Genomic DNA, 15,651 nt, shown 5'->3' with positions numbered 1-15,651 from the left:
GGGCAACTTCTGCCCCGGTACGGCAGTCAGTCCTGGCAACACAGGGCACGACGAAGACGCTGAGTACGAATACGCACTCTCGGGGAGCGCATATGCACATCAGGGGCGACCACGCCGAGCTGGTCGTCGGGGGCCGCCTCGACGTCCGCAGCGCGGCGGACGCCCGTACGGTCCTGCACTCGGCCGTCGACGACGGAGCCGGCGACCTGGTGCTCGACCTGTCAGAGCTGGACTCCTGGGACGCCACCGGGCTCGGTGTCATCATGGGGGCCCACCGGCGGGCGGGGCGGTGCGGCCGGAGGCTTGTGCTGCGCGGCGTCCCGCCGCAGATGCAGCGCCTGCTGGTGGCCACCCGCCTCCACCGGATCCTGGCGATCGAGGGCGGAATCGGCGTCGAATCGCTGCCCCGTGTGTGATCCCGCCCCTCACCGGATGTGACACGGCGTCACTGTCGCAAACGGCGAAGATCGGATAGGAAGCCGCGTACGAACCCGTACGCGGTGAACAATCCTCACGAAGCTGTGACGTCTCGGACGGCGCGGTACCCCGTGTGTTCGTAGATACTGTGCGAAGGTTTAGGGTTCGGCTGCCCGCGTAATGACGAACCCGTGAGCGGGCACCGGACCAGAAGCGACAGCGCAGTGTGCGGCAAGGCCGGGAGGGGCTCGGCACACGACGCTTTTGGGGGGCTTGGACCTATGGACCCGATGAACCGGGGACCCGAAGAGTACGGCCACGACGACTCGGCGCCGCGACAGCGCCCACCACGCGATCCTCTGACGCACGTGCTGGGGCAGGGGAGCGCCCCGCACACGCCGGCACTGGCCCGCACCGTGCAGCTCGTCGCGGGCGATCACCTGCTCACCGTCAATCCCGTCGACGGCAGCGAGATCGAGCTCTGCCCGCCGGGCGAGCGGCCGCCGCGGCCCACGAAGTTCAGCGCAGCCGAGCGGGCCGAGGCGGCCCGCTCGACCCGACCGCCCGTACCGCCCGGGGCCTCGTCGGCCGGACTGCCGCTCCTGGAGCGCCAGGAGGAGCGCGAGAGGCTCGTGCGCCTGCTCGCGCGCGGTCGCTCCGTACGGCTCACCGGGCCCTCGGGCTCGGGCCGGACCGTGCTCCTGGACGCCGTCGCCGACGACTGCGCGGACCTCGCGCCCGACGGCGTGGTCCGCCTCAGCGGTCACCGCCGTACTGCGGACGACCTGCTGCACGACCTCTTCGCGGCCGTCCACAACGCTCCGCTGCACCGGCCGGAACAGGACGAACTGCTCGCCCTCGTCCACGAGATCGGCGCGGTCGTCGTCCTGGACGACGTGGAGTTCGGCGGCAGCGCGCTCGACGACCTGCTCGACGCGACACCCGAGTGCGCCTTCCTGGTCTCCGCGACACCCGAGATCGCCGCACCGTCCACCGACTCGCTCCTCGAAGAGGTCTTCCTGGGCGGACTCGGCCGCGGCGGCGGTCTCGAACTGCTGGAGCGGGCCGTCGGCCGCGTCCTGACCGATGACGAGGCCAACTGGGCCGGCGACCTGTGGTTCGAGTCCGAGGGGCTCCCGCTGCGCTTCGTCCAGGCCGGCGCCCTGCTGCGCCAGCGCGACCAGCTGCGCGCCGACCCGAGCGCCTTCGACGAGTTCGGCTACTACGAGGACGCGCCCGTGGACGCGCCCTTCGACGCCGAGGACGGCCACGACGTGCCGCTGCCCTCGCTCGCCGAGGGTGCCGCGCCCGCCGCGCTGCTCGCCTCACGGCTCAGCGAGTCGGCGCGCGCCACCCTGCGCTTCGCCGTCGCGCTGGGCGGCGAGGTCCCGCACCAGGCGCATCTGCCCGCCCTCGTGGGGGACACGCACGCGGACGCCGCGCTCGCGGAGCTCGTCGGCTGCGCGCTCGTCACCCCGGTCGGTTCGCACTACCGGCTCGCGGCCGGCGTGCAGACCCAGCTGGAGGCGGCGGGCTACGCGTCCGACGCCGGGGAAACGGTCCACAGCGCCGCCCGGCACTACGCCTGGTGGGCCGGGCATCCGTCCGTCACCCCGGAGCGGGTCTCCGCGGAGGCGGACGCCGTGCTCGCCGCGCTGACCGCCCTGGCGCCGGTCACCGTCCCGCCCGCCGAGGACGAGGAGAGCTCCACCGCGGTGGAGCTGGCCCGGACGGCCGCGCCCGCGTTCGCCGCGGGACTGCACTGGAGTGCCTGGGAGCGTGCGCTGCGCTCCGGCGCCGAGGCGGCCCGGCTCTCCGGCGAGGTCTCGGATCAAGCCTATTTCCACCACGAGTTGGGCATCCTGGCGCTCTGCGGCGGGCAGCTCGACCGGGCCCGCGCCGAACTGGAGGCCTCCATCGGCCTGCGCGGCGCCCTCGCGGACAAGCGCGGCACGGTCGCGGGCCGGCGTGCCCTCGCCCTGGTCGCGGACCGCTCGGGCACCACGCCTCCGGCGGGCACCACACCCTCGGCGGGCATCGGCCCGACCACGGGCGAGGAGGTGCCCGACGCGCGGTACGAGGAGTCGGCGTCACCGCCCGGAGGCGTGCCGGCCGCGTTCGCGGCGGTCCCCTCGCTGCAGGGGCCCGGTGAGCCCGCCACGCTGATCACGCACCGGACCGGGTCCTCCTCCTCGGCGAAGACCGGCGGGGTCAAGGGCCTGGTCAACGGCACCCGGCGCAATCTGGTGGCGGCCGGGGCGGGCGCTCTGCTCGCCGCCGTGCTCGGCACGGTGGTGACGCTCGGAGCGACCTCCAACCCGGACGACAACACCCCGTCCGAGAAGGTCGGCGTCAACCCGTCCGCCAGCGCGGGCGAGGGCGGCGACGGACTCGGCGCGGAGCGGCCGAGGAAGGGCAGCAGCGACGCGGACTCGACGAACCGGCCGGCCGACCCGGGCAAGGACGGTGTCCTCGGGACCGACGACGACCCGACGCCGACCGCGAGCACCGAGCCGTCGGACGACCCGAGCGGGTCGAAGGAGCCGAGCCCGAGCACGTCCACGACGAAGCCGCCGACCTCACCCAGGCCGTCGACCTCGCCGAAGCCGACGCCCACTCCGACGCCCACCCCGACCCCGACGCCGACTCCCACGCCGACCGGGCCCTCCGGGGAGCCCAGCGAGACCCCGCCGTCGACGCCGGAGACCTCGGACTCGGCCAGCGGCCCGGCATCCAGCCCGGCCGAGACCAGCAGCGCCGCGAGCAGCCCGGCGGACTCCGGCTCCGGTACGGCCGGCACGTCGCCGGTGATCTGAGCGGCGAGGCACGACGACCGCGTACGTACGGCATGACAGTGGGCCGGGTCCTGTGGAAGGACCCGGCCCACTGCCATGCCGTACGAGCGGCCCCGTGGCCGTCAGAACAGCCGCAGCTTGTCGTCCTCGATGCCCCGCAGCGCGTTGTAGTCGAGGACCGCGCAGCCGATGCCCCGGTCCGTGGCGAGGACGCGCGCCTGGGGCTTGATCTCCTGGGCGGCGAAGATGCCGCGGACCGGCGCGAGGTGCGGGTCGCGGTTCAACAGCTCCAGGTAGCGCGTCAGTTGCTCCACGCCGTCGATCTCGCCCCGCCGCTTGATCTCCACGGCGACGGTACGGCCCTCCGCGTCGCGGCAGAGGATGTCGACCGGGCCGATGGCCGTCATGTACTCGCGGCGGATCAGCGAGTAGCCCTCTCCGAGGGTGTCGATGCGGTCGGCCAGGAGCTCCTGGAGGTGCGCCTCCACGCCGTCCTTGATCAGGCCGGGGTCCACGCCGAGCTCGTGCGAGGAGTCGTGGAGGACCTCCTCCATGGTGATGATGAGCTTCTCGCCCGCCTTGTTGATGACGGTCCAGACACCCGCCGTGCCTTCACCGTCCCCCGGCCCCTCCTTCAGGGTGCAGGGCGGCGACATCCAGTTGAGGGGCTTGTAGGCCCGGTCGTCCGCATGGATCGAGACACTGCCGTCCGCCTTCACGAGGATGAGGCGGGGGGCCGACGGGAGATGGGCGGTGAGCCGGCCCGCGTAGTCAACGGAGCAGCGGGCAATGACGAGACGCATGGTCGGCAACGCTACTCGACCGGTGCGGGTCGGCGCGATCCGCCCAGGAGGCTCGTTGACCGCAACTCTTCCGGTCGCCCCTGTTTCCCCGGATAAGCCCTGTTCGAAAGTGGCCGGTTGTGTGCACGTTGGGACTGGCCTGGTTTCTCAATGTCCTGGTGCGGCCACGAACAGTTGCCTACCGTATAAACGGGAGGTCGCGACGCGTGTACTCAGCGTGTTCGGCGTCACGGTCTCCTTACCTGTCCGTCAACCCCCTCGGCCGAGGGGGTGCGAGAGGAGAACCCATGTCGCTGGACGTCTCACCGGCCCTACTCGAAAAGGCCGAGCGAGGCGAGGTCGACGAAGCGGAATTCGTCGACTGCGTCCGGACCTCCCTGCCCTACGCATGGGAGATGATCAGCTCCCTGGTGGCTCAGCTGAAGGTGGACGGCGGCAACTTCGCCGACAACCAGACGCCTCCGCCGGACGAGCAGGCGCGTGGCCAGCTGCTGCGTGCGCTCGCGAGCGACGCGATACGCGGTGCGCTGCAGCGGCACTTCGGCGTACGCCTGGCCTTCCAGAACTGCCATCGGGTGGCAGTGTTCCCGCTGGACGGCTCGGTGGACGACACTCTGGCCCGCTTCACGTCGGTGCGCAGTCAGTTGCTGAACCAGTCGCCGGAGTTCCGGGACTGCTGAGGCAGTGGAGTCGCACGGCTTGCCGCCCCGTACGCGGGAGGTGTTCTGTACCGGGGCGGCAAGCTTCCCGCGGACCGGGCCTGTTCGGCCCGGTCCGCGGGCAGGCTGAGCCGGGGCGCCGCTCCCTTCGGGGGGAGTGCGGGCCGGTTCACCGGAGCCGCGGCAGTACCTCGCCCCCCAGGCGCCGGACATTCTCCTCCGTGGCCGCGAGATCACCGGTGCCTTCCACGAGGAGGGCGAAGCGGGTGATCCCCGTGCGCTCGGAGGTCGCCGCGAGGCGGTCGGCGCACAGGCGGGGAGTGCCCACCGGGTGGAGGCCGCAGAGCAGTTCGGTGTACGCCAGGGGATCGCGCATCGAGCGCTTTCGGTCGTCCACCGTCACATGCGCGTCGAGCCCCTGCTTCAGCCAGCCCGGCATGGTCTTCAGGAGCGTCTCCACCGCGTCCGTCCGCCGGTCGGCGATCTGTGCGAGCCCGGCCGAGACGTGGGCGGCGTCCGCGATGTCGTCGGGGGTGTGCCCCGCGGCGAGCGCGCACGAACGCCACAGCGCGACCATCTCGGCCTTCTCCTCGTCCCCCACGTGCATGCCGAGCAGCATCGGCAGTTTGCGCTCGGCGGCCAGCCGGACGCTCGCCGGGGAGGTGCAGGCCACGACGACCTCGGGGCCCTCACCGCCCGACAGGGCCTCCGACGGCCGTGGCACGACGGGGACTTCGCGGAAGTCGAAGCGCTCGGACCCGCCCGCGACGGACGGCCTGCGCAGCCAGCGCACCAGCAGATCGAGTGATTCCGGGAACCCCCGCTCGTACGCCTCCAGGCCCGTCCCGAAGACCTCGAGGTCGACCCAGGGGCCCCCGCGTCCCACCCCGAGCGAGAAGCGCCCGCCGGACGTCACGTGCAGCAGTGCGGCCTGCTCGCCGAGCGCCACCGGGTGCACGGTGGGCAGCACACTGACCGCGGTGCCCACGCGGATACGGTGGGTGCGGCCGAGCAGTAACGCCGCGAGTGTCACGGCCGACGGGCACGTCCCGTACGGCACGAAGTGGTGCTCCGCCAGCCACACCGTGTCGAGGCCGGCCTCCTCGGCGACCTCCGCGGACCGCACCGCGCGGTGCAGCGCCTCGCCTTGGCCCTGTCCTGGGAACTGGGCCGCCAGAACGAAACTTCCTACGCGCATCGCACTCCTGCCTCCTTGTGCCGACGCGGCTCCCCATCCCGCATAACCGTCTGACACGTGCCAAGGACACGGCTTGGCGGGGAGATTGGCGGATTGTCTGCAGAATGGGCCGGCCGTGCGGTGGATCTGTGGGGATTGGTGACGTACGCGTACCCCTGGGTGCTCCGCGTAGGCTGGACGCGGCCCGTGCTCCCTGTATAGCTCCGTGAGGTGTCCCGTGTCCCCGCGTCGCAACCGTCCCAAGGGTGCGGACGGCTCCGGTCGGAGCGCGTCCGCAGACGGATCGGACCCGTCCGACCGCTACGGGGGCTGGCAGTCCTCGGAGAGCTGGCAGGGCGATGCGTGGAGCGTGCGGCACGTGGCGGGCGCGAGCGCGCAGGGCAAGACGTACCGCTGCCCCGGCTGCGACCAGCAGATCCCCTCCGGCGTCCCGCACGTGGTGGCCTGGCCCGAGCACTCCGGCGTCGACGAGCGCCGTCACTGGCACAAGGCGTGCTGGAACGCGAAGGACCGCCGCACCACGCGGGTGCAGCGGTCCCGTAACGCGCCGAGGTTCTAGTGCCGTGACGGGCGACGTCCGCCCCCGGTCCACGTTCCGCGCCTACACGTCCGGCGCCTACACGTCCCGCCGTTCCAGCAGGACGTAGGCGCCCGCGATGGCCGCCGCGGTCACGCCGGCGAGCAGGGCGAGTTGTGAGCCCCCGCCGCCGTTCTCGCTGTCGATCTCGAAGATCTGGGCGAGCGCGTTCGGAGCGTTGTACTCCATCATCTTCTCGCCGATCGTGCGCATGCTCTCGGACATCAGCAGGAACGCGGGCAGGATCGCCGGCACCAGCACCACACCGAGCATCGCGGTGATCGCGCCCGCGGAGTGCCGCAGCATCGAGCCCACGGCCAGCGCGAGCACGCCGAGCAGCGACACGTAGAGCGCGCCCTTCAGGACGGTCCCGCCCCACTCGTTGTCCGACGACCCGCCGTGCATGCCCGAGGTGACGAGGCCCACGAACCCGATGGCGAGGGCCGACACGACGAACGCGACGACGAAGAAGACCAGCAGCTTGGCGGTGAGCACCCGGTGACGCTGGGGCGAGGCCGTGAACGTCGTACGGATCATGCCCGTGCCGTACTCGGACGAGACCACCAGCACACCCAGGGTGATCAGGCAGATCTGTCCGAGGATCAGCCCGAAGAAGGCGGGGATCGTGTACGGGACGCTCCGGTAGTCCTCGTCGGTCGTCTGGGCGGCGACGAGCAGGCCGATGCCCACGACCAGGAGCAGGAAGACCCCGAGCGTCCACATCGTGGAGCGCACCGACTTGATCTTCGTCCACTCCGAGGTGAGCGCGTGACCGAGGTGGGTGCGCGTGATCGGGATCGGCGAGGTGTACGAAGTCCCGGGCGCCGACTGCCAGTTCGGGGCAGGGGCGGCCTGCTGATGCGTCTGCGGCTGGGGCGTGCTCATCGGGCGTCCTCGGGCTTGGTCAGGTCGGGGGCGGCGGCGGGCTGTGCGGGGGCGGCCGCAGGCGCCGCGGGAGCGGCTGCGGACGGCGCGGGGGCGGGCTGGGCGTACGGATTGGGCTCCCCGGCCCCGGGGGCGCCCGGAGCGCCGTACGGGCCCGCCGGGGGCTGTCCCTGCGGCATCGCGAACGGCTGCCCGCCCTGCTGGGGCGGCGGCGGGGCGTACCAGCCCGGCTGGCCCTGTCCCGGCACCGGCATCTGCGGCGGCGGCACGGCCCCCGGCGGCAGCTCCTGCTGCAGGCCGGCGCGCTGGTCGATGCTGGAGCGGTAGTCGACGGCTCCCTGCGTCATCCGCATGTACGCCTCCTCCAGCGAGGCCTGGTGGGGCGAGAGCTCCCACAGGCGTACGTCCGCCTCGTGCGCGAGGTCGCTGATGCGCGGCAGCGGCAGACCGGTGACCCGCAGCCCGCCGTCCTGCTCCGGCATCACCTGACCGCCCGCCTCCGTGAGCGCGGACGTCAGCTTCTCGCGCTGGTGGGGCTCGGTGTCGGGCGTCCGCACGCGCGCGAAGTCGGCGGAGTTGGCCGAGATGAAGGCGCCGACGCTCATGTCGGCGAGGAGCTGACCGCGGCCGATCACGATGAGGTGGTCGGCGGTGAGGGCCATCTCGCTCATGAGGTGCGAGGAGACGAAGACGGTCCGGCCCTCCGCGGCCAGCGACTTCATCAGGTTGCGCACCCACAGGATGCCCTCGGGGTCGAGCCCGTTGACCGGCTCGTCGAAGAGCAGCACCTGCGGGTCGCCGAGCAGCGCGGCCGCGATGCCGAGCCGCTGGCCCATGCCGAGGGAGAAGCCCTTGGAGCGCTTTCGCGCCACGTCCTGGAGGCCCACGACACCGAGCACCTCGTCCACCCGGCGGGCGGGGATGCCCGACAGCTGGGCCAGGCACAGCAGGTGGTTGCGGGCGTGCCGGCCGCCGTGCACGGCCTTGGCGTCGAGGAGCGCGCCGACCTGGCGGGGGGCGTTGGGCAGCCTGCGGTACGGGTATCCGCCGATGGTCACCTGGCCGGAGGTCGGGTTGTCGAGCCCGAGGATCATGCGCATGGTCGTCGACTTGCCCGACCCGTTGGGCCCGAGGAAGCCGGTGACGGAACCGGGTCGCACCTGGAAGGAAAGGTTGTACACGGCTGTCTTGTCGCCGTAGCGCTTCGTCAGGCCGACTGCCTCGATCATTCTCCGCACCCATCGAAAGCTTCAGGACGTCGGGGCACACGCCCCCGTAAGGGTTAGGAGGATATCGGGGCGCTGACGGTTCCCTTCAAGAGCGGGTAAAAAACACTCCTACGCGTCCCTCCTCTTGAGCAGCACGTACCCGCCGGCCACCGCGAGGACCACCCACAGCACCATGATCCCGAGGCCGCCCCAGGGCCCGTACGGCACGTCGTCGTCGACCGGGGTCACCACCTGCATGATCTTGCTGCCCGCCTGGTCGGGCAGGTACTGGCCGACCTTCTTGGTGGCCGAGACGTTGCCGAGGATGGCGGAGATGAGGAAGAAGAACGGCATCAGGATGCCGAGGGAGAGCATCGGGCTGCGGAGCATCGTGGCGACGCCCATCGAGAAGACGGCGATGAGGGTCATGTAGAGACCGCCGCCGATGACCGCGCGCAGCACGCCCGGGTCGCCGATCGACGCCCGGTGCGAGCCGAGCATCGCCTGGCCGAGGAAGAACGCGACGAAACTGGTCACGAGGGCGACGAGGAAGGCGAGCCCGGTCGCCACCGCGATCTTGCTGAAGAGGAACGTGCCGCGCTGGGGGACCGCGGAGAGCGAGGTGCGGATCATGCCGGTGCTGTACTCGTTGGACACCACCAGCACGCCGAACACGATCATCGCCAGCTGACCGAGGCTCATTCCCGCGAAGCTGATGAACGTGGGGTCGAAGGAGAGCCGGTCCTTCGCGCTCAGCTTGTCGAACTCGTTCTTGGACAGCAGCGAGATCAGCACACCGAGCACGACGGTCACCACGGCGGCGAGACTCAGCGTCCACACCGTGGACGCCACCGACCGGATCTTGGTCCACTCGGAGCGGACGACCTGGGTCGCGGCCATGGGTTCAGCCCTTCTTCCAGTCGGTGCCCCAGTGCGGTCCCCGCTGCTCGCCGGGAGGGGGCGGCGGGGCGGCGGCGAGTGGGGTGTCGGCGTGCGCGTGGTACTCCACCGACTCCGCCGTCAGCTGCATGAACGCCTCCTCCAGCGAGGCCTGCTGGGGGCTCAGCTCGTGCAGCACGATCCGGTGCTGTGCGGCGAGCTCACCGATGTGCTCCGACTTCGAACCGTCCACCTCCAGCGTCCCGTTGCCCGTCTCGACGACCGTGACCCCCGCCGAGTGCAGCACGTCGAGCAGCGATTCCCGCTGAGGCGACCGGATCCGTACGTACGACCGGGAGTTCTCGCGGATGAAACCGGCCATGGAGGTGTCCGCGAGCAGCCGGCCCTGGCCGATCACGACGAGGTGGTCGGCCGTCAGCGCCATCTCGCTCATCAGGTGCGAGGAGACGAAGACCGTACGGCCCTGGGCGGCGAGGGACTTCATCAGGTTGCGGATCCAGTGGATGCCCTCGGGGTCGAGCCCGTTGACCGGCTCGTCGAACATCAGGATCCGCGGGTCGCCGAGCAGCGCGCCCGCGATGCCGAGCCGCTGCCCCATACCGAGGGAGAAGCCCTTCGCCTTCTTCTTCGCCACCGCCGTGAGGCCGACGGTGTCGAGGACCTCGTGCACCCGCGACCTCGGGATGCCGTTGCTCTGCGCCAGGCACAGGAGGTGGTTGAAGGCACTGCGCCCGCCGTGCATGGCCTTGGCGTCGAGGAGACCCCCGATGTACTTCAGCGGATCCTTGAGGCGGTCGTAGTGCTGCCCGTCGATCCGGACGTCACCCGCGGTCGGCCGGTCGAGGCCGAGCATCATCCGCATCGTCGTGGACTTCCCGGCGCCGTTCGGCCCGAGGAACCCGGTGACGACCCCGGGCCGCACGGCGAACGTCAGCTGGTTCACCGCCATCTTCTCGCCGTACCGCTTGGTCAGCCCTTCGAGCTCGATCATGGGCCCACGCTAGAACGCGACAAAGCCCCCTGCCACCGGAGTGGCAGGGGGCCTTGAACCAGGCGCAACGGGCGCGCGCCCCTGCTTCAGGGGCGCGGGGGAACTGCGCGACCAGCCCGAACGGACCCGCAGATCCCCATGACCCGCACCTACCGGGTCTGCTGAGCCGGCACCCCCCGAGAGATCGGCTCGTCGTCGGCCGGAGAGCCCGCGGCGGCCACAGCGGCACCGGTGAGCGTCGCCAGCATCTCGCGCACGTTCGTCAGCTGGGCGTTGATCGAGTCGCGGCGGTTCGTGAGAGCCGCCAGCTCGCGCTCGGACTCCGAACGGATCCGGTCCGCCTTGGCGTTCGCGTCGGCCACGATGTCCTCGGCCTGGCGCTGAGCCGTCTCCACCGTCTGACGGGCGCGGCGCTCGGCGTCCGTACGCAGCTTCTCGGCCTCCAGGCGCAGCTGCTCCGCCCGGTGCTCGATCTCCGCGAGACGCTTCTCGGCCTTGGCCTGACGCGAGGCCAGGTCACGCTCGGACTGCTCCCGGCGCTTGGCGAGGTTCGTCTCGAAGTCGGCGGCGGCCTGCGCGGCCTTCGCACGGGTCTCCTCGAAGAGGGCGTCCGCCTCCTCACGCTTCGACTGAGCGTCCTTCGTCGCCTCCTGGCGCAGCTGCGACGCGTCGGACTTGGCCTTCTCGACGATCCGGACGCCCTCGTCCTCGGCCTTGGACTTGCGGTCCGCAGAGAACGATTCTGCGTCGTTGCGCACCTGCTGGGCCGCCGATTCGGCGAGCTCACGGTGCTGTTCCGCCGCGCGACGGGCCTCCTCGCGCAGGTCCTTGGCCTCCTCCTCGGCGAGGCGGAGGATCTTCTCGACGCGCGCGCCGAGGCCGGCGTACGACGGCTCGGCGTCGCTTACCTGGGCCTGGGCGTTCTGCGTTTCGAGATGAAGTTCCTCGATGCGCTTCTCGAGAGCAGTGATACGGGCCAGAGCGCTGTCACGGTCGGAGACGAGCTTCGAAATGCGTTCGTCCACCTGAGCGCGGTCGTACCCACGCCGCACAAGCTCGAAGCCGTAGGGGGAAGTGTCGCTCATGGGGTTCCTGTCGAATGAGACCGGTGAGGTGATAGATGGAATCCTAGGGGCCAGAACGGTGTGTCATCGAGCAGTAGCCCGATTGATATGGAGAATGACACCCTTTTCGGTGGCTAACTGCCGGACCGCTTGCCAGAGACTTTGCTGAGCGCCCCTGACAAGCACGGAAGTTGGCCCTTGGCTAGCCCTCCGACGGCTTCCCACCCGAACGAGTCGCACCGGCCGCAGCGCCCGCCTTGACGCCCCCGTCCTTCGTGCTCGACGGGGCCTCAAACGACTCCAACGCCTCAAGGACGTCCTGGACACGGGAGATCTCGGCATTGATGTCCTCGCGGCGCCGGACCAGCACCTCCAGCTCGCGCTTGCCCTCCTCGACCGCGGCCCGCGCCTCCCGGACCGCCTCGGACCTGATCGCCTCGGCCTCGGAGATGAGCGCGGCCTTCTTCTGCTCGGCCTCCTTGAGGAGCCCTTCCGCCTTCTTCACGGCGGCGATACGGACCTTGCCCGCTTCGGAGTTGGCCTCCGACACCAGGTCCTTGGCCTTCGCCTCGGCTTCCCTCAGCTGGTCCTCGGCGGCCTTGATGAGCGCGTCGCAGCGGTCGCCCGCCGCCTTCATCGTCTCGGCGGACTCCCGGCGGGCCCGGTCGTGCAGCTCCTCGATCTCGCCGGTGATCCGGTCACGCAGCTCCTCCGCGCGCTCCCTTATGGCCGTGGCGTCCCGGCGCGCGCCGACCAGCAGCTCGTCCGCGTCCGTCCTGGCCCGCTCCACCCGCGAGTTGCCCTCGACCGTCGCCTCGGAGAGCAGCCGCTCCGCCTCGTTGCGGGCCGCGCCCACCATCGTGTCGGCCTGCGTCTCCGCGTCGGCGGTCGTCTTGTGCGCGCTCTGCTGCGACTCCGAGAGGAGCTTGTCCGCCTCCGCGGTCGTCTCCGTGATCAGCTTGTCGACCTGCTCGGCCGCCTCGGACCGCCGCTTGTTGGCTTCCTTGCGCGCCTTGTCCAGCGTGTCGTCGGCCTCGTCGCGGGCGTTCGACATGAGCCGGTCGGCCTCCGCGGCGGCCTCGGCCTTGACGCGCTGCGCCTCCGAGCGGATCCGCTCGGCGTGCTGCTGCGCGGAACCGACCGTGTCGGCCGCCTCGGCGCGCAGCCGCTCCGCGTCGCCCGTCGCGTCCGAGATCAGCTGCTCGGCCTTCGCCACGGACTCGGCGCGGACACGCTCCGCCTCCTGGTTCGTCTCCGCGATGAGCCGCTCCACCTCGGACGTCGTCTCCGTGAGGAGGGTGTCCGCCTGTGTCGCCGCGTCCGACCGGATGCGGTTCGCGTCCTCCCGGGCGTCGGCCCGGGAACGCGAGGCGTCCTGCTCGGCCGACGCGATGGCGTCCGAGGCCTCCGTGCGGGCCCGCTGGACGTACTCCGACGCGTCCGAACGCAACCGCTCGGACTCGGCGATCGCCTCCGAGACCGTGCGCTCCGCGAGGGACTTGGCGGCCTCCGACTCCTCCTGCGCCTCGCGCCGGATCCGGTTGCCGTCCTCGCTCGCCCGCTCCCGCTCCGCGTACGCGTCGGCGCGGACCCGGTCGGCCTCCTGCTGCGCCTCCGTGCGCATGCGCTCCGCCACGTGCTCGGCGGCGCTGCGCAGGCCGGTGATCTCCTCCTGGGCCTGCTCGTGCAGCCCGGCCACGGAGTCCCGTACCTGCTGCGCGGTCTGCTCGGCGGCCGACACCATCTCGGTCGCCCGGCGGTCCGCCTCCTCAACCAGCCGAACAGCCTCGGTCTGGGCCTCCTCCACGCGGTTGCGCGCCGAGGCCAGCAGTTCCTCGCTCTGCTCGCGCGCCCGCTCGCGCTCCTGGTCGGCCTCCTGGCGCGCGGCGCCGAGAAGCTCCTCGGCCTCGCGGCGACGCCGGGCCGCCTCCTCCTGGGCCGCCGACAGGGCCTCCGCGGCCTCCGTGGCGAGCCGCTCGGCGGCGGCCTGCGCCTCCGCCCGTACGCGGTCGGCGCTGTCCTGTGCCTCCGACTTCAGCCGCTCGGCCTCCGCGGCGGCCTCCGAACGCAGCCGCACGGCGATCGACTCGCCCTCGGCACGTGACGCGGACGCGTCGGCGGCGGCCTCCGTGCGAAGGCGCTCGGCCTCCGTCTCGGCCTGCGCCTGGAGCGTACGGATCCGCTCGGCGGCCTCGCCGCGCAGCCGGTCGATCTCCTCGGCGGCCTCACGGCGGATCCGCTCGGCCTGTGCGCGGGCGTCGGTCAGGGCCTGCTCGGCGGAGGCGAGACGCTCCTCCGCCTCCGTGTGCAGCCGGGCCAGCCCCTCGGCGGCCTCGGCCTGGCGGGCCGCTATGGCCCGCTCGGTGTCCTCGTGCAGTTCACGGGCGGCCCGCTCGGCGTCCGCCTGGATCTCCTCGGACTGCTCGACGGCCTCCGCCCGGTGCCGCTCGGCCTCCGCGCGGGTGCGCTCCAGGGTCTCCTCGGCCTGACGGCGCAGCGTCGTCGCCCGCTCGATGGCCTCGGTGCGGACCCGCTGGCTCTCCGTCGTCGCGTTCGACCGCAGCTCGTCCGCGTCGGCCTTCGCCTTGGAGAGCAGCTCCTCGGCGGTCTTGGCCGCCTCCTCGATCTGCTGGACGGCCTCGCGCCGGGCCTCGGAGCGGATCCGCTCGCCCTCGGCGTTGGCGTCCGCGCGCAGCTGCTCGGCGTCGCCGCGCAGCCGGCGCGCCTCCTCCTGCAGCTCGACCGTCTTGGCGCGGTACTCCTTGGTGTCGTCCTTCGCCGTGCCCTTGAGCTGTTCGGCGATGTCGTGCGCCTCGGCGCGCAGCCGGTCCGCCTCGGCCTCGGCCTCGGCGCGGATCCGCTCGGCCTCCTCGGACGCGGCCTTGGTGGTCGACTTGGCTTCCTCGGACGCCTTGTTCAGCACGTCCTCGGCCGTACGGGCCGCCTTGGACAGCTGGGACGCGGTCTCCTCGGCGGTGAGGCTGCGGGCGTTCTCCTCGGCCTCCGCGATGATCTTCTCGGCCTTGGTACGGGCGTCCGCGACGACCTGCTCGGCCTCGGACTTGGTGGACTCGGCCTCCTTGGTGGCCTCGCTGACCAGCCGGGCGACCTGCTCCTTGGCCGTGCGGGTGCGCTGCTCGTTCGCCGACTCGGCGCTGGAGAGCGCCTTGGTGGCGGCCTCCTTGGCCTCGGCGAGGACCTTCTCCGCCTCGGCCCGCGCCTCGCGCAGAGCCGTGTCGGCCTCCTGGATGCGCTGCTCGGCGGCGCGGCTCAGCTCGCCGGCCTGACGGCGGGCGTTGTCCGAGTCGGACGCGGTCGATGTGCGCAGCTGCTCGGCGTGGTCGGTGGCCTCCTGGGCCTGCGTCGACGCCGCGTTCAGGAGCCGCTCCGCGTCGGTGCGGGCCCGGCGCAGCAGCGCCTCGGCCTCCGCGCGGGCCTGCTCGGCGTCGCTCTGCAACCGCTGGCGGGCCTCGGCGGCGACCCGCTCGGCCTCCGCGCGGGCCGCGGTCAGGGCCTGCTCGGCCTCCGTGCGCGACTCGTCGACCAGTCGGCGGGCCTGCTGCTCGCTGCGGGCCCGCAGCTGCTCGGCCCAGGCCACGTTCTCGTTGACGTGCGACTCGACGCTCTGCCGGCGCTCGGACAGCTCCTGGTCGAGCTGCTGGCGGCGGGTGACCGCTTCCTGGTGCAGCTCGGCCTGGAGCCGGGCGGCCTGCTCGGCGTGCTCCTGGAGGATGCGCTGCGTCTGCGCGCGGGCCTGGCTCAGCTCCCGCTCGGCGTCCTGGCGCAGCTGATCTGCCTGGATCTGCGCGTTACGGAGCATCTGCTCGGCCTGGTAGCCGATGTCGGCGCTGTCGTAGGCAGGCCGGGTCGCCAGAGCGCGCCGCGCCTCGTGCAGCTTGGCGCGCAGCACCTCGACCTGATAGCCGAGGTCCTCGGCGTGCTGGACGGCCTTCTCCCGCTCGGTCTTCAGCCGTTCCATCTCGGCCTCGAACCGAGAGAGGTGGTCGACGTCAGCCGCCGGCTCTCGCTCCTGGCGTTCGTAGCCCCGCACTGCGCGGTCCCATCCGTCCCCTGGTCGCAAGTCTCTCCAAACGAGCACCGTCCATCCGCCGGACGGGGCCCCCGGGGAATGGTGTCAGATCAACGAGGGAGCA

Annotated in this window: 12 protein-coding genes; 4 read left to right on the top strand and 8 right to left on the bottom strand. The window is 71.9% G+C overall.

Features of this window, described 5'->3' with window-relative positions:
• The first annotated feature begins 92 nt into the window (after positions 1 to 92).
• Positions 93 to 416 (top strand): STAS domain-containing protein, encoded by a 324-nt coding sequence (locus KUF83_RS23660; protein ID WP_003997851.1) that lies wholly within the window; start codon positions 93 to 95, stop codon positions 414 to 416.
• A gap of 282 nt (positions 417 to 698) precedes the next feature.
• Complete coding sequence (locus KUF83_RS23655) at positions 699 to 3,233, top strand: ATP-binding protein (RefSeq protein WP_217456812.1); 2,535 nt, start codon at positions 699 to 701, stop codon at positions 3,231 to 3,233.
• A 101-nt stretch (positions 3,234 to 3,334) separates the two neighbouring features.
• Here the strand turns inward: KUF83_RS23655 and nucS are convergent, their stop codons facing one another.
• Positions 3,335 to 4,015, bottom strand: a complete 681-nt coding sequence (gene nucS / locus KUF83_RS23650) for an endonuclease NucS (protein WP_217456811.1) — start codon at positions 4,013 to 4,015, stop codon at positions 3,335 to 3,337.
• Positions 4,016 to 4,302: 287 nt separating this feature from the next.
• Here nucS and KUF83_RS23645 point away from each other — a divergent pair, with 287 nt between their 5' ends.
• On the top strand, positions 4,303 to 4,695 hold the full coding sequence (locus tag KUF83_RS23645; RefSeq protein WP_149511509.1) for an SCO5389 family protein: 393 nt from the start codon (positions 4,303 to 4,305) through the stop codon (positions 4,693 to 4,695).
• 148 nt (positions 4,696 to 4,843) lie between these two features.
• On the opposite strand, the gene KUF83_RS23640 is transcribed toward KUF83_RS23645, so the two are convergent.
• Positions 4,844 to 5,872, bottom strand: a complete 1,029-nt coding sequence (locus tag KUF83_RS23640; RefSeq protein ID WP_217456810.1) for an LLM class flavin-dependent oxidoreductase — start codon at positions 5,870 to 5,872, stop codon at positions 4,844 to 4,846.
• Between the two features lie 217 nt (positions 5,873 to 6,089).
• Here KUF83_RS23640 and KUF83_RS23635 point away from each other — a divergent pair, with 217 nt between their 5' ends.
• Entirely contained in the window at positions 6,090 to 6,431 is a 342-nt protein-coding gene (locus KUF83_RS23635) for an ATP/GTP-binding protein (protein WP_217456809.1), read from the top strand.
• A gap of 57 nt (positions 6,432 to 6,488) precedes the next feature.
• Here the strand turns inward: KUF83_RS23635 and KUF83_RS23630 are convergent, their stop codons facing one another.
• From KUF83_RS23630 to scy, 6 genes are all read right to left on the bottom strand, one after another.
• Positions 6,489 to 7,334, bottom strand: a complete 846-nt coding sequence (locus KUF83_RS23630; protein ID WP_217456808.1) for an ABC transporter permease — start codon at positions 7,332 to 7,334, stop codon at positions 6,489 to 6,491.
• Positions 7,331 to 8,563, bottom strand: a complete 1,233-nt coding sequence (locus tag KUF83_RS23625; RefSeq protein ID WP_217456807.1) for an ABC transporter ATP-binding protein — start codon at positions 8,561 to 8,563, stop codon at positions 7,331 to 7,333. The genes KUF83_RS23630 and KUF83_RS23625 overlap by 4 nt, the downstream gene beginning before the upstream one ends.
• 108 nt (positions 8,564 to 8,671) lie before the next feature.
• Positions 8,672 to 9,442 (bottom strand): ABC transporter permease, encoded by a 771-nt coding sequence (locus tag KUF83_RS23620; RefSeq protein WP_217456806.1) that lies wholly within the window; start codon positions 9,440 to 9,442, stop codon positions 8,672 to 8,674.
• A 4-nt stretch (positions 9,443 to 9,446) separates the two neighbouring features.
• Positions 9,447 to 10,433 carry an ABC transporter ATP-binding protein gene (locus KUF83_RS23615; RefSeq protein WP_217456805.1) on the bottom strand — a complete coding sequence of 329 codons (987 nt, stop codon included), beginning with the start codon at positions 10,431 to 10,433 and terminating at the stop codon, positions 9,447 to 9,449.
• A gap of 149 nt (positions 10,434 to 10,582) precedes the next feature.
• The gene (locus KUF83_RS23610) at positions 10,583 to 11,518 is read right to left on the bottom strand and encodes a cellulose-binding protein (RefSeq protein ID WP_217456804.1); all 936 of its coding nucleotides are present in this window, start codon (positions 11,516 to 11,518) and stop codon (positions 10,583 to 10,585) included.
• A gap of 181 nt (positions 11,519 to 11,699) precedes the next feature.
• Entirely contained in the window at positions 11,700 to 15,548 is a 3,849-nt protein-coding gene (gene scy, locus KUF83_RS23605) for a polarized growth protein Scy (protein ID WP_217456803.1), read from the bottom strand.
• Positions 15,549 to 15,651 lie beyond the last annotated feature (103 nt).

The sequence above is a fragment of the Streptomyces sp. BV286 genome (assembly GCF_019090165.1).
GTDB lineage: Bacteria > Actinomycetota > Actinomycetes > Streptomycetales > Streptomycetaceae > Streptomyces.
This window is presented reverse-complemented; position numbering and strand designations above follow the sequence as displayed.